Below are 18,034 nucleotides of genomic sequence, written 5' to 3'. Positions count from 1 at the left end.
AAACTTTAAACACGAAACTTTTATTCATTAAAAATAAAAAATTATCTTTGCCAGATATGACACTCATTTCAACTGACAACACTAAAAATCAAGAAATTGTAAAAAATGTTTTTACAATGTATCTTGAGCAAAAAGGGCATCGCAAAACTCCTGAGCGTTATGCTATACTTCAGGAAATTTACGATAGCGAAGAACATTTTGATATAGAAAACCTCTACATCAAGATGAAAAACAAGAACTATCGTGTGAGTAGAGCCACTTTGTATAACACGATCGAGTTATTGTTGGACTGCGCTTTGGTTAGAAAACATCAATTTGGGCAAAATCAGGCTTACTACGAAAAATCATATTTTGATAAGCAGCATGATCACATTATCATGACAGATTCTGGTGAAGTAATCGAATTTTGTGACCCAAGAATTCAAACCATCAAAAAAACCATCGAAGAAATATTTGATATCGAAATAACGAATCATTCCTTGTATTTCTATGGCAACAAAAAGCAAAAACAATAATCCACAACAGGATATTATTCAAAAATAAAAAAAGAAAATTAACTACATTAATCAGTAGGACATTCAACTTGTCCTAACGCAAATTAAAACAGAATGACCGTAGATTTATTACTAGGATTACAATGGGGAGATGAAGGTAAAGGAAAAATTGTAGACGTTCTTACCTCAAATTATGATATTATTGCCCGTTTTCAGGGAGGACCAAACGCAGGACATACATTAGAATTTGACGGAATAAAACATGTACTAAGAACCATTCCCTCTGGAATTTTTCATAAAAAATCAATCAACATTATTGGTAATGGAGTTGTAATAGATCCAGTAGTTTTTCAAAAAGAAATTGAAGGTTTAGAGAAATTCAACCTTGATATTAAAAGCAAACTGATCATTTCGAGAAAAGCACATTTAATTTTACCAACACACCGTTTATTAGATGCTGCCTCTGAAGCATCAAAAGGAAAGGCAAAAATTGGTTCTACTCTTAAAGGCATTGGACCAACTTATATGGACAAAACGGGTAGAAATGGTTTGCGTGTTGGCGATATTGAATTGGAAGATTTTAAAGAACGCTACAGAGCATTGGCAGACAAGCATGAAGCGATGATTGCTTTTTATGATGTGGCTATTCAGTATAATCTTGAAGAACTTGAAAAAGAATTTTTTGAAGCTATCGAAGAATTAAAAAAATTAGATTTTATTGACAGTGAAGAATACATGTACCAAGCTCAAAAAGCAGGTAAATCTATTTTATGCGAGGGTGCTCAAGGTTCGTTGCTGGATGTTGATTTTGGAACATATCCTTTTGTAACATCATCAAACACAACTGCTGCAGGAGCCTGTACTGGTTTGGGAATTGCTCCTAACAAAATCAAAGAAGTATACGGAATTTTTAAAGCCTATGTAACTCGTGTGGGCAGCGGGCCTTTTCCTACTGAACTTTTTGACGAAGATGGGGCTACAATGGCAAGAGTTGGAAACGAATTTGGATCTGTAACAGGAAGACAAAGACGTTGCGGATGGCTAGATTTAGTTGCTTTAAAATATGCAATTCAGGTAAACGGAGTGACGCAATTAATGATGATGAAAGGCGATGTTCTTTCAGGTTTTGAAACATTGAAAGTTTGTACTGAATACAATTATAAAGGAGAAAATATCGCTCACTTTCCGTACAATATCGAACCGGAGAATGTAACTCCTATTTATAAAGAGTTTAAAGGATGGCAGGCAGATTTGACTGGAATGACCACTTATGAGCAATTGCCAATTGAGCTAAAAGAATATATTGAATTTATTGAGAAAGAAGTTGAAGTACCAATCAAAATTGTATCGGTTGGGCCAGACAGAAAGCAAACGATAATGAAATAACAACTACTAAACGCTCTGATAACCAGAGCGTTTTTTTATACAAAATTATTTTTCTATGATTAATCCAGAAATTAAAATTACCGAAACTAAATTATTGTCTGACAATTGGTACATTTTGAACCGCGTACAATTTAGTTATCAAAAAGAAAATGAAAAGCCTCAGATACATTTTCGTGAAGTGTATGACCGTGGAAACGGTGCTGCAATTTTGTTGTATAATTCGATTAAAAAAACGGTTGTTCTTACGAGACAATTTCGCTTACCTACTTTCCTTAACGGAAATAAATCTGGAATGATGATTGAGGTTTGCGCCGGGCTTTTGGATCACGATAATCCTGAACAAGCCGTGATTCGGGAAACAGAAGAAGAAACCGGATATCGCCTGCAAAAAGTAGAAAAAGTATTTGAAACGTATATGTCGCCCGGAGCAGTTACAGAGATTTTATACCTGTTTGTGGGTGAATACGATCAAAGCATGAAAGTCAGCAATGGCGGTGGGCTTGACAGCGAGCAAGAAAACATTGAAGTTCTGGAATATACTTTTGAAGATGCCTACGCCATGATTGAATCCGGGGAAATAACAGATGCTAAAACTATTATGCTATTGCAGCATGCGAGAATAAAAGGGTTGGTTTAGTTTTTTAATTTAACAACGATATAAAACAAGCGTATGTCTGAAAAAGTGAAAAAAAAATATCTGGTAAGAATTTGCAAATATCTGATCAGAAAGGAATATGGGGAGAAAGATTGCCGAAAGACCAATTTGAATTGTCTTTTTTTCTTAATAGAAAAGTTCGTGATTTGGAACTTTTAAAAGCTATATTAAAACTTTTTAAGATAATTTTAGATGACTTACATGAAATGAAAGCAATAGAATGAAAATCCAATAAAAAAATAAAAAAATTGTGTAAGCGGTTTCAAAAGGCAATAAATAACTTTACAGACATAAAAAATACCATTTATGAAAAAGTTATACTTAACTTGCAATATACTCCTTTTGCTTGTTTTAGTTTTATTAGGTTCCTGCAAAAAAAATGAAACTAATAAAACACCAGAAAAGAAACCTTATAAGACGATCCAACGTACAAAACCCAAATCGATTACTTATACATTAGTAAATACTAAAACTTGGCTCGAAGCAAATAAAAAAGATACTAAAAAATTAGCGATTGCGTATGCCGTAAACCGAACAGACGAGCGCAATTTTACTAAACTCGATTCGGTTATCGTACCTACTGACTTCAGCGGCGATTTGGTTTATTATTTGCCATTTCCATTCCACGTTGCTGCTTTAGAGAACGTTACTAAAGTACTTATTTTCTCTTACCCTACCCAAACTTTTGCCGCTTACGAAAATGGCGAACTCGTTTATGAGGGTCCAACCAACATGGGAAGAAAAAAAGACCAAACCCCAACCGGATTGTTTTTTACCAACTGGAAAGCCGAAAAAACGACCAGCACCTTTAACGATGAGTGGGACTTAAAATGGAATTTTAATATTGAAAATAAATTAGGCGTTGGTTTTCACGAATATGAATTACCAGGATATCCCGCTTCGCATTCGTGTTTACGCCTGTTGGAAGCGGATGCAAAATATCTTTATAAATGGGCAGATGAATGGGTTCTGGCCGACAGCGAAAATGTAAAAGTAAAAGGAACTCCTGTTCTTGTTTTTGGAAAATATAATTTTGATACTCCAAAACCGTGGCTGCAACTGGCTAAAAACCCGAAAGCGTTAAATATTTCTGAAGCTGAAATTAAAAAAGAGGTAAAACCTTTTATTCATAAAATTTTAGAGAATCAAAAAGTTAGAGAAACAGAAAAACAAACTGCTACTCTTTAAAAAATATTTTTTCTCCAGTAAAAGCAGCTTATAATTCATCTATAAGCTGCTTTTTTTGTTTTAAGCAAAAAGTGAAAATTTAGTCAAAATAAAATTTTCATTGATAATAATTTGTATACTTTCGTTGAATAAAGTACCCATAATTATCTATTCTAATTTTCACACATGAAAAAATCATTTTTATTACTTTTTATTATTATGCCGTTTTTTAATTACGGACAATCGAATGAAATTTTAGACTTCAAACCTGGTTATACACCTGAAACTATTTACAATCAAACAGTAACTAATTCTTCAGATTATGAAATGACATATTCAGGATCTGAAAAATTACTAGAAGTACTCAAGAAAAATGGAACCGAGAATCCAGTCAAAGTAAAAAATGTATTTAATGTAGAAACTGTTGCTAAAACAGGTAAAATGGGTAAAGATGGAAATTTTCCTATTACAATAGAATATTTGCAATCATCTGATATAAATGGAAAAAATATAATTCCAAACGGAACTCTTTTATTTGGTAATGCTACGCTTTCAAGCATGCCAAAATTGGATTCGATCGTAGCCAAAGGAATGGAAGAAAACTTAAAAAATAGTATTTTTCAGATGGTTCAAAGCACCTTTAATCAGCTAGCCATGCCAGAAAAAAAATTAAAAGCAGGAGAATCTTTTTCTCAGGAAAGTCCGCTAGCAATTCCTTTGGCTGGAATTAACCTTGAAATGGTCATCACAACTACCTACAATTTAAAAAACATTACTGCGAAATCTGCTTTTTTTGATATTGTTCAGGTATATTCAATGAAAATTTCTGACACTGGCTTTGAGACTGGTGGCTCTGGAAATGGAACAGGAAAATTAGTTTATGATATTCCTAATCATTTTATAAGTGAAAACACTTTAGACATGGAATTAAATCTTAAACTAAAACACACCGATTTTAATATCGATTTGATATCAAAAAGCGCTTATAGTCAAGTTGTTAAAATTTCTAAAAAATAAACTAAAAAAGGCATAAGAATTAAACTCTTATGCCTTTTTTTTATATTGAAAACTAAAAATTATCTTGAATAATTCGGAGCTTCTTTAGTAATGGTAACGTTATGCGGGTGACTTTCTGTGATTCCGCTTGACGTGATTCTAACAAAACGTCCCGTTTCTTGTAAAGTCGGAATATCTTTTGAGCCACAGTAACCCATTCCTGCGCGAAGACCACCAATAAATTGAAGCATACTTTCGTTTAGTTCTCCTTTATAAGGCACACGACCTACGATTCCTTCTGGAACTAATTTCTTTACATCGTCTTCAACATCTTGAAAATAACGGTCTTTAGAACCACCTTGCATGGCTTCTACAGAACCCATTCCGCGGTATGATTTGAATTTTCTTCCCTCAAAGATAATTGTTTCACCTGGAGATTCTTTGGTACCTGCTAACAAAGATCCTAACATTACGCAATCAGCACCAGCGGCGATTGCTTTTGGGATATCACCAGTATAACGAATTCCACCATCTGCAATAACAGGAACACCAGTACCTTTTATAGCCGCAGCTACTTCAAGAACGGCAGAAAACTGAGGAAAACCAACTCCTGCTACGATACGGGTGGTACAAATAGACCCCGGTCCGATACCTACTTTTACACCATCAGCACCGTTTGCAACTAAATATTTAGCCGCTTCTGGCGTAGCAATGTTTCCGACAATTACGTCAATATTTGGGAATTTTGTTTTTACTTCTTTTAATGTATTAACAACACCTTCAGTATGACCGTGAGCCGTATCGATGATAATAGCATCAACACCAGCAGCTACCAATGCAGCAGCTCTTTCTACAGCATCACCTGTTACTCCAATAGCAGCAGCGACTCTCAAACGACCAAAAACATCTTTGTTGGCGATTGGTTTTTGAGTTAGTTTGGTAATATCTCTAAAAGTGATCAAACCTACCAGCTCATTTTTGTCATTTACAACAGGTAATTTTTCGATTTTATGACCTTGTAACACTACTTCTGCTTGCTCTAATGAAGTTCCTTCAGAAACAGTCACTAAATTTTGGCTTGTCATTACCTCTATGATAGGTCTTGCACCGTTTTTCTCGAAACGTAAGTCACGATTGGTAACAATTCCTTTTAGGATTTTGTTTTCGTCAACAATTGGGATTCCGCCAATTCCAAATTCTTTCATGGCGTTTTTTGCGTCTGCAATGGTAGAAGTCATTGGCAAAGTAACCGGATCGATGATCATTCCAGATTCTGCACGCTTTACTTTTCGAACCTTCGCCGCTTGTTGCTCGATGGTCATGTTTTTATGTAAAACACCTATTCCGCCCTCTTGCGCCATAGCGATTGCCATTGCACTTTCGGTAACGGTGTCCATAGCAGCAGATACTATTGGAACGTTTAGTGTTATATTTCTTGAAAATTTTGATTTGATACTCACTTCGCGTGGAAGCACATTCGAGTAGTTAGGTACTAGTAATACATCATCGTAAGTTAAACCTTCGCCGATAATCTTGGAGTTGTGTGCTATCATGTTGCAATTTCTTGTTGAATTGCGTGCAAATATAGTGAATAAATTGGAAACTTGTACATTAACTCTTTCAGATTTTTTTGACTCGAAAACGAAATCGTTTGCCAACTGCTCTAGCCCTGATGGAAACGGAAAGCCACGAAAAGTAAAACAACATTTTTTCTTGGACATAAAAAGCGACCAACGGAAGCTCTTTTAAGGCCTTAGAAAAAAATTGTTTTGCTCGAGTGCTTGCAGTGTACAGCTGGAATTGCTACTAAAAAAACTACTCTTCTGGATCCTGAAAGACAAAATTGAGGCCGAATTGGAATGCCATACTATTGGCTTTTGAAACATCTTTGAATTCTAAAACATTATCGACGAGCGCATAAATATTGAATTTTCCGAGGGTGCCAGAAAGTCCCAAACCAATATTTGTGTTCGAAAAAGTATCGAAAGTATATGTGGTTTTAAAATCTAGCTTTTCAAAAACACTGCGTTTATAGAAAGCTGTAAAAGCTACTAATGGCTCTTTTTGAGTGGTCATAGCAAACAACTGAGCGCCAACTGCATTTCTGTATTTTCGAGTCTCCTGTGATTTACAATTGCAATCCTGATCGGAGCGATATTCTTTAAATGAATACTGAATGGATGCATTGAATTTTGTGGGTCTGTTAGTCGTATATTTGTTGTATAAAGTGTCGCGTGGAATGGCTTTTTCGAACTCATCGAAAATATTTTCCGGCTCGTCTATACTGCTAAAATTGGGCTGAACACCATCGTACTGGTACCTGCCTTTGTAGGTAAAAGTCTCGATATCTTTGGACTGTTTTATGAATCCCAGATCGATAATACTGGCGGTAAATTGCCAATTCTCTTGTATGTAATAGGTAATTCCAGCATCCAATCCGAGACCTAAACTCCCAGCAAAAAAGGTGTTGTGCAAAAGATCTTTTGGAATACTGCCGTCGTACTCGTCTTTGTTGAACTTTGAAATTCCTGAGGTTCTTAGCTCAAGATTAGAGTCGATAATCTGATTGTAAATATTGGGGCTGGTGTTGCTTTGCCCCGTAAAAATAAATCCAGAATTTTTTGTAGAAGTAGCATTAGCACCGCTTGAATATATTTTTGCCCGACCACCAAGCACTACTTTTTTATTGATTTTTTTATGAAAACCCACATGAAAAACAGAAAGCACTTCGGCTTTTAGATTCAAATCGGCTAAATTGAAAGATTTTCCGATGTAATTTTGATTCCCATCAATAGCCAAAATAGCAACGTCTTTTGGAAAATACATTAAAAAATCGAATTCCTGATAGACGCCAAAAGAAACATACGACTGACTGTTTGCGCCGCCGACCCGAAAACCTCCCGAAAACAACTCAAGCTGCTGATTGATATAGGTTTTATCCTTATTGGAAGATTTTTCTATGACATTTCGTAATTTATCATTAAAATCGACTCCGTTATTTGCAAATAAATCATACGCAGAAAAGCTGTTTGAGCCTACGTTGGCCGAAATTCCAGAGAGCAAAGGAATCCCAAAATAGTATTTGTAAGCCACATCGGCACCTGGATTTACTAATAAAGATTGTGGAACTTCGGTGAAATTATACAACAACTGCTTATTTTGCGAAAAGCAGCAAAACCCCGCTAATAAAGACAGAATAAGCGCTATACTTTTCATTTGATTTCAGTGTAAGCAGTTGCACTTGAACGCAATTTTAAAGTACCTGTCGTATTTTCGTTTAATGGAGGTCCAGCTTTTAAGTTGATTAAAAAAGCCAGTTTAGTGGTTTGTTTTAAAAGGTCTAATCGCTCGTTTTGGAAAATTTCATTAAATTGTAAAACGGTTGTCGTTCCCGAGTAAGCAGGCGCTTCGTATCGTAAAGTCTGAAGTTGCTGATCATTGTTGTCCAGAAGTATTAAACTGATCGTAAAAGGTCGATTGATGGTGTTGGTGATTTCAAAATTAAATTCGGCTTTGACCAAATTATCTTTAAAAAATTTATTTTTAAAAACATCAAATTCCTGAGCATCAAAAGCAATGGCTTGCTCGGCACCATCATCAAAAAACTGATTGGCAGGGACATCAAAATAAACCAGATTACCAACAAATATGGGCTCGAGCTTAAAATCATCAACTTGATTAAAGTCTAAATCACTACTACATGAAATAAACAATAACGGCAAACATAAAATTCTAAAAATTTTATTTTTGAGGTGCAATTTCATGACTAAACATTTAGATTTAGAATAACCACGTTTTCAGGACATCACTTATTATTGCTTGGGGTAAGTAAATATAACTTTTTTAATGATAAGCGCCAAACAATTTTGAAGCTTCGTTGTAAGCACTTTCAAAACTCAAAGAGTTTAAACCTGTCTGAGATTTATTTGCTGTAAAATACGACAATAGTTTCTCTGTAGGCATGTTTCCGGTTAAGATATCAGTAGCCATAGGACAACCTCCAAAACCTTGAATTGCACCGTCAAATCTGGTACAGCCGGCTTTATAAGCAGCGTCTATTTTTTCGAACCAACTGGCTGGAGTCGTATGTAAATGAGCGCCAAACTCGATCTCGGGATATTTCGGAATTAAATTAGAAAAAAGATAGGTAATCACTTCTGGCGTCGAACTTCCAACAGTATCAGAAAGCGACAGGATTTTTACGCCCATTTTAGAGAGTTTTTCTGTCCATTCGCCTACAATTTCAACATTCCATGGGTCTCCATAAGGATTTCCAAAACCCATTGAAAGATACGTTACGACTTCTTTATTATTTTTATAGGCTATTTCGAGAATTTCGTTTAAGGTGACCAAAGATTCTGCAATCGTCTTGTGCGTATTTCGCATCTGAAAATTCTCTGAGATGGAAAAAGGAAAACCTAAATAACGAATTTCCTGATGCTCGGAAGCCAACGTTGCCCCTTGAGTATTGGCAATTATGGCCAGCAATTTACTGGTAGTTTGCGACAGATCCAGTTGTGCCAAAACCGCTGCCGTATCCTGCATTTGCGGAATCGCTTTGGAAGATACAAAACTTCCAAAATCTATTGTATCAAAACCTACTCTGAGCAACGCCTGAATGTAAGCTAATTTTCTCTCGGTTGGAATAAAAGTTTTTATGCCCTGCATAGCATCACGAGGACATTCGATAATTTTGATTTCTGTATTCAAAGCGCTTCTTTTATAAAGGCTAAGTTACTATCTTTTTTAAAGAAATAAAAGTTATAATTCTCTTTCTGTCAAATTATTATCAATAAATGTTATTATTTTTGATTTATTGCTAAAAAAAGTACTATAATTGTTTTAAAATCTTTTTGTTTATCGATTTTATTAAAGCGGGACCCTCATAAATAAAACCTGTATAAAGCTGTACCAAACTAGCACCTGCCTGTAGTTTTTCGATCGCATCATCGGCAGAATGAATACCTCCCACGCCGATAATCGGGAATGCTTTGTTGCTGTTTTCAGAAAGGAAACGAATCACTTCTGTCGAACGCTTGGTTAATGGTTTTCCTGACAAACCACCCATTTCTGATTGATTGGCAGATTGTAAACCCTCACGTGAAATAGTGGTATTGGTCGCAATCACGCCCGCAATCTGAGTCGTTTTTACAATATCTATAATGTCTAATAATTGCTCGTCTGTAAGGTCTGGGGCAATCTTTAGCAAAATCGGTTTTATTTTTTGTGTACTTGTTTTTTGCTTCTCTACATTTCTGTTTTGCAAAGTTTGCAACAGAGCGGTCAAGGGCTCTTTGTCTTGCAAGGCTCGTAAATTGGGGGTATTAGGCGAACTCACATTGACTACAAAGTAATCAACATGATCAAACAAAGCGTCAAAGCAAATGAGGTAATCGTCAACGGCATTTTCGTTGGGAGTCACTTTGTTTTTACCAATATTTCCTCCAATTAAAACTCCAGAATTCTTTTTTAAACGTGCCACAGCTTCCAGAACTCCTCCATTATTAAATCCCATTCTGTTAATAATTGCCTGATCTTCTTTGAGGCGAAACAATCGTTTTTTAGGATTTCCCTCCTGCCCGACAGGCGTCACCGTTCCGATTTCGATAAATCCAAAACCAAAATCTGAAAGCTCTTTATATAGTTTAGCATCTTTATCAAATCCTGCTGCAAGCCCAACAGGATTTTTAAATTTAATTCCAAAAACTTCACGCTCTAAACGGCTATCTTTCACTTCATAAATTGACCTGATAATTGATGAAACTCCCGGTATTTTTGAAATGAATTTTACAAAAGAAAAAGTAAAATAATGTACCTCTTCTGGGTCATATAAAAAAAGTATCGGTCGAATTATCAGTTTGTACATAGTAGTTGTTGTTTTGAGTGTGCAAATTTAATTATTATACGCTAAAATGCATCTTTTTTTAGAGCAAACAAATTTTTATCTTTGTTATCCGACTCAAAAATAGAACTAACACCATTTTTAAAATCATTTACGAATTTTAGTACTTTAGTGTTAATTTATTTTTAAACAGACAATTAGAAAAAGATAAAACGCTTAATTCTAATAGTATAAAGATCATTTTTACTTTACATCTTAAACCAAATGCAATATTTTTTGTCTAATCAGTATTAAACCAAAAATAATTTAGAAATGAAAAATATATTAAATTCACTTAAAATGCCGATTCTCATTGGGATTATGGGATCATTATTTTTAATTTCCATGAGCGGATGGGCACAGCGCAACACTAGCGATCGCAGAGCTAGTAGCACTCAATCAGCAAGACCGTCAACTTCTTCTTCAAAAATTAGAGACCGAAAGATTACTAACGATAGAAGGAATTCTGACGCAAGCAACAACAAAGTGGTTCGAAGAAACACCACCGTAAGAAACACCACTGTCAATAAAAGCCGAAATAATGTGACGGTCAACGTAAACAATAATGTAAATGTACGCAACAATCGTAACACTGTTGTGAGAAGAAATACTGTTGTGTATGCCCGACAACCTTATAGATATGGCGGTTATAGATATCATGCTTATCACCCGTATTATTACCATCCTTACAGACCATTTTATTGGGGACCAGTATGGCATCCTTGGGGATTTTTTGTTAGAACATTGGCCGTTACAGCAGTTGTAGTTCGCGTTGAAAACACTCAATATCATTACGATCAAGGTGTTTGGTATTCTCCTGCGACAGGCGGTTACGAAGCCATTCCTGCTCCCGTTGGCGGAACTGTAAATTATATACCAAGTGGCGTACAGACTGTAAATACAGGAACCGTAAACAATTACTACTACGGAGGTACTTACTATGAAAAAGAAGGAAGTTCGTATAGAGTGGTTGCTCCGACAGCTGGAACTATTGTAGAAAGCTTACCTGAAGGCGGTGAAGAAGTTACCATTGGAGATCTAAAATACATCAAATTTGGAGAAACGTATTATCAGCCGATACAAGATGATGGAAAAGATAAATATGAAGTTGTTCTTGTTGAAGAAGACAATTAAAAAGTTTTATTTTGAATAAAATATAGAATTTTAATTAGTTGTGATTCCGCAAAACGGATGTTTAAAAATTATATTTTTTGACCTTATTGAATAACATTTATTTAATAAGGTCATTTTTATTTATGATCCTTCAAAAAATACTGAATATGAAAAACTTAAAATAACAAATAAACCAAAACATATCAGCTAGACTTCTAATTAAGAAGTATTCTTGGTGCTAAAATTCAGCTCTATTTACATTTTTACAAAAAAATCAATCGCTTTTATATTGATTAACTTGCCTCAATAATTGTTTATATTTGCTAAAAAATTAAAAAATGCAACACCTTATAGATCGTTTTATCAGTTATGTAACTATTGATACTGAATCAGATCCAAATTCTCAAACTACACCAAGCTCTGAAAAACAATGGAATCTTGCTCATAAATTAGTAGAAGAGCTAAAAACAATTGGCCTAGAGGACGTTACCATAGACGACAAAGCCTATATCATGGCGACTTTGCCAAGCAATGTTGCGCATGAAGTACCTACAATTGGATTTATCTCCCACTTTGATACTTCGCCAGATTTTAGTGGAGCAAATGTAAAACCGCAAATTATTGAAAATTACGACGGAAAAGATATTGTTTTGAATGCGGAAAAAAACATTGTTTTATCTCCTAATTATTTCAAAGATTTATTACAATATAAAGGTCAAACCATTATCACTACGGATGGGACAACTCTGTTAGGTGCCGACGATAAAGCAGGAATTACTGAAATTGTTTCGGCAATGGAATATTTAGTACAGCATCCTGAAATTAAACACGGGAAAATCAGGGTTGGTTTTACGCCCGATGAAGAAATTGGCCGTGGAGCGCATCATTTTGATGTAGCCAAATTTGGCGCGCAATGGGCTTATACAATGGATGGAAGCCAAATTGGGGAATTAGAATATGAAAATTTTAATGCCGCAGGGGCTAAAATTACCTTCAAAGGAAAAAGTGTTCATCCGGGTTATGCTAAGGGAAAAATGATCAACTCTATGTTGATTGCCAATGATTTTATTGATGCTCTTCCGAAAGGAGAAACTCCTCAGGAAACGAGAGGTTATGAAGGTTTTTTTCACGTTCATCACGTAACAGGAAGCATCGAAGAAACGGTTTTAGAACTTATTATTCGCGATCACAACAAGGCAAAATTTGAGAAGCGAAAAGATTTAATTGAGAAAATCACCAAAAAAATCAATAAAAAATACGCCAAACAATTTGGAGAAGATATTGCAATTGCTGAAGTAAAAGATCAGTATTACAATATGAAAGAAAAAGTGACTCCCGTAAAATATATCGTAGATATTGCCGAAAAAGCGATGCGCGAGTTAAACATCAAACCCATCATCAAACCTATTCGTGGCGGAACAGATGGTTCGCAATTATCATACATGGGATTGCCTTGCCCGAACATTTTTGCCGGTGGTCATAACTTTCATGGAAAATACGAATATGTTCCTGCAGAAAGCATTCAGAAAGCGACTGAAGTTATTGTAAAAATTGCTGAATTAACAGCTATTCCAGGTATTTTTGACTTAAAAGAAACAACCAAAAGCAGAAAATAAAAATTCGCTGATGCTATGCGATTTTTTTGAATAAGTAATCATAATTGCAATTATAATTTACAAACCAAACATAAAAAATCCCAAATTCTTGAGCTAATCGACTCCAGAATTTGGGATTTTTTGTATTGAAATTTTAGAAATTATGCTTTTTTAACCGCAATAGAAGCTGTTTTCTCTACAGAAATAGCAGATCTGTCAATTTTTAATTTTCCAGACATGGTTTCGATTACCAATGTTGCCTCAGAAAGTTCAACCACTTTTCCGTGAATTCCACCAATAGTGATGATTTTATCTCCCACTTTTAGGCTTTGAGCAAATTCTTTTTCTCTTTTTGCTTTCTTCTGAGCAGGCATAATCATAAAGAAATAAAGTACAACGAACATTAGCAAATAAGGAGCAAATTTTATTAAATCTGACATAATATAGTTTTATTTTTGTTATTATTAATTTTAAAAATTTTTGGGTTTACAAATTTGAGTTTTTCTATTACATCAAACCTCTTCCCACTTTTACCATTTTTTTATTGGCTTGTAATTCTTTTACCAGATTATCTAAAATTCCGTTGATAAAAATACTACTTTTTGGAGTAGAATATTCTTTGGCGATTTCTAAATATTCGTTAAGTGTTACTTTTACAGGGATTGAAGGGAATTTTAAAAATTCGCAAATCGCCATTTTCAAAATAATGGTATCAATTTCGGCAATTCTGTCGCTGTCCCAATTTGGTGTTTTATCATCGTATTCTTTTGCCAGAATCGATTCGTTTAAAACTGTTCTTCTAAACAAATCTTTGGCAAAATCTTTATCTTCTACATCTTTGTACAATTTTGGCACTCTAAAATCATCTGAATCTTCTGTTTTTATTGCCTTCAATTGTTTGATGATATGTGTGTTTACAACAGGAATATCATCAACCCACGTAAGTTTATCGTCTTCTAAATACTCGTATAATTTTTCGTTAGGAACAATAACCTCAGCAAATAAATCGATTACAAATTGTCTGTCTTCTTCAAAAGTATTCGTGGTGTTACTCATGTACTTAACATACAGATCACTTGCTTTTATATCATTCAAAAGCAATAAAATATAATCATCGTTTAAGGACCAATTGTTGATCTTACGATTTTCAAGAGCAATACTTAACGAGTTACTTTCGGCAAGAAGTTGAAAAATTTTGTTTTTGATAAATTTCTCATTCGGATTACGTTCTGCAGCAGTTGCCAGATGTTTTTTACTTGAAAGATGCAAAAAAACAGACTCTTTTTTACAAATTTCGATCAACGAAGAAAGCATTATAAGGTATAAATCCTGAATATTATCGATGCTGTAAAAAAGAAATTTCTCTTCTTTTTCGAGATTATCAGAACCACTTTGATGCATTGCATAAATGGATTGCATTACTTTGACGCGTATGTGTCTTCTATTTACCACCTTGTAAGAACATTTAAAAATTAGTCTGCAAAATTAAGTATTTAACAATTGATATTAAAATTAAAACCAATAAAAAAAGCATTGAAGTCAAAGAACTTTAAAAATAAAAAAAGTCTAAAAAATCTGTTTGTAAGATTTTTTAGACTTTAAATAAGCATTGCAAAAAACAGTAAACTGTTCTTATTTTTTGCTATTTTCTATTTTTCTCAAATCAATTCGATTTTGAGCAATTGTCAATGCCGCTTTATGTGTAGTCATACCGTTTGCCACAGCATACTCTATAATTTCTAAAGTTGTATTGTAGATATTTTCGGTTTTGCTCATGATTTCGGCTTTGCCATAATGCTCAAGCTCTGCATACACATTGATAATTCCACCAGCATTGATTAAGAAATCAGGTGCATACAAAATGCCTCTTTCCTGCAATCTTGCTCCATGAATATTCTCATCTGCCAACTGATTGTTTGCAGCACCGGCAATCACTTTAGCTTTAATTTTATTAACAGTATTATCGTTAATAGTGGCTCCCATTGCACATGGCGCATAAATATCTACATCGGCAGTGTACAAATCATCACCTGAATAAATCGTGGCGTTGTATTTTTGAGCTACTTCGTATAATTTTTCTTCGTTGATATCCGCAATTGTAACGATTGCTCCTTCTTTAGTTAAATATTCAACCAAAGCTTCACCAACGTGGCCAATTCCTTGTACCAAAACTTTTTTACCCTCTAAAACATCCGAACCAAATTGGCTTTTAGCGGCAGCTTTCATACCCAAATAAACTCCGTAAGCTGTTATGGGAGAAGGATTTCCTGAGCCACCTCTTTCTTCAGAGATACCCGTAACATAAGGCGTTACATCTCTTACCGTATCCATGTCTTTTGTTTCCATTCCGACATCTTCGGCAGTAATATATCTTCCACCTAGAGAGTGTACAAATTGACCAAACTTACGCATCAGTTCTGGCGTTTTTTGCGTTTTAGCATCTCCAATAATGACAGCTTTACCACCACCAATATTCAATCCAGTGATAGCAGATTTATAGGTCATACCTCTAGAAAGACGCAAAACATCGTTTAAAGCATCCCATTCAGAAGTATAATTAAACATTCTAGTACCTCCTAAAGCTGGTCCCATAACTGAATTATGAATACCAATAATTGCTTTTAAACCTGTATCTTTGTCATTGCAAAATACAATTTGTTCGTGATCGTCAAAAGATAACTGACCAAAAACAGGATCCATTTTTTGAAGTTCCTTTCCAGTTGCAAAAGTTGCATCCATAGTGTTACGATTTATTTGTTAAAATTATGAATTTATCAAAAAGACTATTCAAACTTAAATAAAAAATACACATGTGCTAATTTTTTAGTTTTAAATTAGCAATACAATAAATAGTACGAGTTGCGAATATTGACGCTCCTATTGTAATATTTTGAGAATAATTTACAAAATCAATCGGTTTAAACATCGAATATCTTATAAAAATGAAAGAATTACGTTATTTAGATAAATATTTTATTAAATACAAATACAGTTTTTCACTCGGTATTTTAATCACTATAATCGCACAAATATTTTCCTTATTTACACCAAAACTTATTAGTAAGTCTTTGAATGCCATCGAAAAGTTTGATAAATTACCAGCTGCTCAGCAAACTTCACAGGTTGTTATTGATTCATATCGTCAGGATTTAATTCATAATGTACTGTTAATCATCGCCACAACGATCGTTGCCGGTTTTTTAACTTTCTTGATGCGCCAGACTTTGATCGTAATGTCACGTCACATCGAATTTGATTTGAAAAACGAAGTATTTAAACAATACGAAAATTTATCACAGAATTTTTACAAACAAAACCGTACGGGGGATTTAATGAGCCGTATCAGCGAAGACGTTTCAAAGGTTCGTATGTACGTTGGGCCAGCCGTGATGTACACGATCAATACTTTTATTCGCTTTGCGATCGTGATCCTATATATGTATAATGTGTCGCCCAGATTAACCCTGTACACTATTTTGCCATTGCCCATTCTGTCCTATTGCATCTTCAAACTAAGTTCAGAAATCAATAAACGAAGCACCATTTTTCAGCAATATTTGTCTAAAGTATCCAGTTTTTCTCAAGAAATATTTTCGGGAATTCGTGTTATAAAAGCACATTCGTTAGAAAATCAGCATCAAAATAATATGATAGCACTTGCAGACGAAAGCAAAAGTAAAAGTTTGAATCTGGCAAAAGTACAATCATTATTTGGCCCCTTAATGATTGCCTTAATCGGAATAAGTAATCTTGTTGTAATTTATTTTGGAGGTGTAATGTACATCAACGGAACCATCAAAAGTCTTGGTACAATCGCCGAGTTTATTTTGTATGTAAATATGCTTACCTGGCCGGTAGCTTCTCTAGGATGGGTTTCATCGATGGTACAGGAGGCAGAAGCATCACAGAAACGTTTGAATGAGTTTTTGAAAATCGAACCCGAAATCAAAAACAACAATCCAAATTCATCTGATATTGAAGGTTCTATTGCTTTTGAAAATGTGAGTTATACGTATGAAGATACAGAAATAGAGGCTTTAAAGAATATTTCTTTTACCGTAAAAAAAGGAGAGACGCTGGCAATTTTAGGAAAAACAGGTTCCGGAAAGTCTACAATATTATCTCTAATCTCACGTTTATATGATGTAACCGATGGAAAAATTACAATTGATCACAACGAAATCAGCACTTTGAATCTTAATGATTTAAGAAACAATATCGGAATTGTGCCTCAGGATGCTTTTTTGTTTTCGGATACCATTAAAAATAATATCAAATTTGGAAATCAAGATGCCACTGATGAAGAAGTAATCGAAGCAGCAAAGAATGCTGTAGTACATGATAATATTATCACCTTTAACAAACAATACGACACTGTTTTAGGAGAACGAGGCATAACACTTTCGGGTGGGCAAAAACAACGTGTTTCTATCGCTAGAGCCATTATTAAAAATCCGGCTATTTTGTTGTTTGATGATTGCTTGTCTGCAGTTGATACTGAAACAGAAGAAACAATTTTGAATAATTTATTTGAAATTTGTAAAAATAAGACTACTATAATTGTAAGTCACCGCATTTCATCGGCAAAAAATGCCGATAAAATAATTATTCTCGAAGATGGACGTATAATACAACAAGGCTCTCATAATCAATTAATAAATCAAAAAGGTTATTATTCAGCGTTATATTTAAAACAACTTTCAGAAAAAGAATTACTTTAATTGTTGTGTAATCGATAATTTTTTAT

General features: G+C 34.4%; 16 protein-coding genes. 8 read left to right on the top strand and 8 right to left on the bottom strand.

The window, feature by feature from the left end; translation table 11 throughout:
- The first annotated feature begins 56 nt into the window (after positions 1 to 56).
- The 5 genes from J3495_RS05585 to J3495_RS05565 all read left to right on the top strand — a co-directional run bounded on the left by J3495_RS05585 (position 57) and on the right by J3495_RS05565 (position 4,719).
- Positions 57 to 515 carry a Fur family transcriptional regulator gene (locus J3495_RS05585; protein WP_026981862.1) on the top strand — a complete coding sequence of 153 codons (459 nt, stop codon included), beginning with the start codon at positions 57 to 59 and terminating at the stop codon, positions 513 to 515.
- Between the two features lie 93 nt (positions 516 to 608).
- Positions 609 to 1,880: an adenylosuccinate synthase gene (locus tag J3495_RS05580; RefSeq protein ID WP_210665583.1), complete on the top strand. Its 1,272-nt coding sequence runs from the start codon at positions 609 to 611 to the stop codon at positions 1,878 to 1,880.
- A 55-nt stretch (positions 1,881 to 1,935) separates the two neighbouring features.
- Positions 1,936 to 2,517, top strand: a complete 582-nt coding sequence (locus J3495_RS05575; protein ID WP_210665582.1) for an NUDIX domain-containing protein — start codon at positions 1,936 to 1,938, stop codon at positions 2,515 to 2,517.
- Between the two features lie 324 nt (positions 2,518 to 2,841).
- Positions 2,842 to 3,723 carry a L,D-transpeptidase gene (locus J3495_RS05570; RefSeq protein ID WP_210665581.1) on the top strand — a complete coding sequence of 294 codons (882 nt, stop codon included), beginning with the start codon at positions 2,842 to 2,844 and terminating at the stop codon, positions 3,721 to 3,723.
- Between the two features lie 165 nt (positions 3,724 to 3,888).
- Positions 3,889 to 4,719: a hypothetical protein gene (locus J3495_RS05565; RefSeq protein WP_210665580.1), complete on the top strand. Its 831-nt coding sequence runs from the start codon at positions 3,889 to 3,891 to the stop codon at positions 4,717 to 4,719.
- Positions 4,720 to 4,778: 59 nt separating this feature from the next.
- Here the strand turns inward: J3495_RS05565 and guaB are convergent, their stop codons facing one another.
- From guaB to J3495_RS05540, 5 genes are all read right to left on the bottom strand, one after another.
- Positions 4,779 to 6,251, bottom strand: a complete 1,473-nt coding sequence (guaB, locus tag J3495_RS05560; protein ID WP_210665579.1) for an IMP dehydrogenase — start codon at positions 6,249 to 6,251, stop codon at positions 4,779 to 4,781.
- 262 nt (positions 6,252 to 6,513) lie between these two features.
- Positions 6,514 to 7,914, bottom strand: coding sequence for a DUF5723 family protein (locus J3495_RS05555; protein WP_210665578.1), 1,401 nt, complete (start codon positions 7,912 to 7,914; stop codon positions 6,514 to 6,516).
- A complete protein-coding gene (locus J3495_RS05550) occupies positions 7,911 to 8,462 on the bottom strand; it encodes a hypothetical protein (protein WP_210665577.1) in 552 nt (183 codons plus the stop codon). The genes J3495_RS05555 and J3495_RS05550 overlap by 4 nt, the downstream gene beginning before the upstream one ends.
- Positions 8,463 to 8,541: 79 nt before the next feature.
- Positions 8,542 to 9,408: a hydroxymethylglutaryl-CoA lyase gene (locus J3495_RS05545; RefSeq protein ID WP_210665576.1), complete on the bottom strand. Its 867-nt coding sequence runs from the start codon at positions 9,406 to 9,408 to the stop codon at positions 8,542 to 8,544.
- Positions 9,409 to 9,529: 121 nt separating this feature from the next.
- Complete coding sequence (locus J3495_RS05540) at positions 9,530 to 10,564, bottom strand: quinone-dependent dihydroorotate dehydrogenase (RefSeq protein ID WP_210665575.1); 1,035 nt, start codon at positions 10,562 to 10,564, stop codon at positions 9,530 to 9,532.
- A 288-nt stretch (positions 10,565 to 10,852) separates the two neighbouring features.
- On the opposite strand from J3495_RS05540, the gene J3495_RS05535 reads away from it, so the two are divergent.
- Both J3495_RS05535 and pepT read left to right on the top strand, forming a co-directional pair.
- Positions 10,853 to 11,713 (top strand): DUF6515 family protein, encoded by an 861-nt coding sequence (locus J3495_RS05535; RefSeq protein WP_210665574.1) that lies wholly within the window; start codon positions 10,853 to 10,855, stop codon positions 11,711 to 11,713.
- Between the two features lie 317 nt (positions 11,714 to 12,030).
- Entirely contained in the window at positions 12,031 to 13,308 is a 1,278-nt protein-coding gene (pepT, locus tag J3495_RS05530) for a peptidase T (protein ID WP_210665573.1), read from the top strand.
- A gap of 140 nt (positions 13,309 to 13,448) precedes the next feature.
- Here the strand turns inward: pepT and yajC are convergent, their stop codons facing one another.
- From yajC to J3495_RS05515, 3 genes are all read right to left on the bottom strand, one after another.
- Positions 13,449 to 13,727, bottom strand: coding sequence for a preprotein translocase subunit YajC (gene yajC, locus J3495_RS05525; RefSeq protein WP_210665572.1), 279 nt, complete (start codon positions 13,725 to 13,727; stop codon positions 13,449 to 13,451).
- 67 nt (positions 13,728 to 13,794) lie between these two features.
- Positions 13,795 to 14,706, bottom strand: coding sequence for a transcription antitermination factor NusB (nusB, locus tag J3495_RS05520; protein WP_210665571.1), 912 nt, complete (start codon positions 14,704 to 14,706; stop codon positions 13,795 to 13,797).
- 213 nt (positions 14,707 to 14,919) lie between these two features.
- Entirely contained in the window at positions 14,920 to 16,026 is a 1,107-nt protein-coding gene (locus J3495_RS05515) for a Glu/Leu/Phe/Val family dehydrogenase (RefSeq protein WP_317192629.1), read from the bottom strand.
- Between the two features lie 203 nt (positions 16,027 to 16,229).
- Between J3495_RS05515 and J3495_RS05510 the strand changes: the two genes are divergently transcribed.
- Positions 16,230 to 18,008 (top strand): ABC transporter ATP-binding protein, encoded by a 1,779-nt coding sequence (locus tag J3495_RS05510; protein ID WP_210665570.1) that lies wholly within the window; start codon positions 16,230 to 16,232, stop codon positions 18,006 to 18,008.
- Positions 18,009 to 18,034: the final 26 nt, after the last annotated feature.

This window comes from Flavobacterium geliluteum, from assembly GCF_017948595.1.
Lineage (GTDB): Bacteria > Bacteroidota > Bacteroidia > Flavobacteriales > Flavobacteriaceae > Flavobacterium > Flavobacterium flavipigmentatum.
Note: the sequence above shows the minus strand (reverse complement) of the source record. Positions and strands in the feature narration are given on the sequence as shown.

Coding starts and splice junctions, on each gene's coding strand:
- J3495_RS05585 (WP_026981862.1), top strand. CDS start 57: ATGACACTCATTTCAACTGACAACACTAAAAATCAAGAAATTGTAAAA.
- J3495_RS05580 (WP_210665583.1), top strand. CDS start 609: ATGACCGTAGATTTATTACTAGGATTACAATGGGGAGATGAAGGTAAA.
- J3495_RS05575 (WP_210665582.1), top strand. CDS start 1,936: ATGATTAATCCAGAAATTAAAATTACCGAAACTAAATTATTGTCTGAC.
- J3495_RS05570 (WP_210665581.1), top strand. CDS start 2,842: ATGAAAAAGTTATACTTAACTTGCAATATACTCCTTTTGCTTGTTTTA.
- J3495_RS05565 (WP_210665580.1), top strand. CDS start 3,889: ATGAAAAAATCATTTTTATTACTTTTTATTATTATGCCGTTTTTTAAT.
- guaB (WP_210665579.1), bottom strand. CDS start 6,251: ATGATAGCACACAACTCCAAGATTATCGGCGAAGGTTTAACTTACGAT.
- J3495_RS05555 (WP_210665578.1), bottom strand. CDS start 7,914: ATGAAAAGTATAGCGCTTATTCTGTCTTTATTAGCGGGGTTTTGCTGC.
- J3495_RS05550 (WP_210665577.1), bottom strand. CDS start 8,462: ATGAAATTGCACCTCAAAAATAAAATTTTTAGAATTTTATGTTTGCCG.
- J3495_RS05540 (WP_210665575.1), bottom strand. CDS start 10,564: ATGTACAAACTGATAATTCGACCGATACTTTTTTTATATGACCCAGAA.
- J3495_RS05535 (WP_210665574.1), top strand. CDS start 10,853: ATGAAAAATATATTAAATTCACTTAAAATGCCGATTCTCATTGGGATT.
- pepT (WP_210665573.1), top strand. CDS start 12,031: ATGCAACACCTTATAGATCGTTTTATCAGTTATGTAACTATTGATACT.
- yajC (WP_210665572.1), bottom strand. CDS start 13,727: ATGTCAGATTTAATAAAATTTGCTCCTTATTTGCTAATGTTCGTTGTA.
- nusB (WP_210665571.1), bottom strand. CDS start 14,706: ATGCAATCCATTTATGCAATGCATCAAAGTGGTTCTGATAATCTCGAA.
- J3495_RS05515 (WP_317192629.1), bottom strand. CDS start 16,026: ATGGATGCAACTTTTGCAACTGGAAAGGAACTTCAAAAAATGGATCCT.
- J3495_RS05510 (WP_210665570.1), top strand. CDS start 16,230: ATGAAAGAATTACGTTATTTAGATAAATATTTTATTAAATACAAATAC.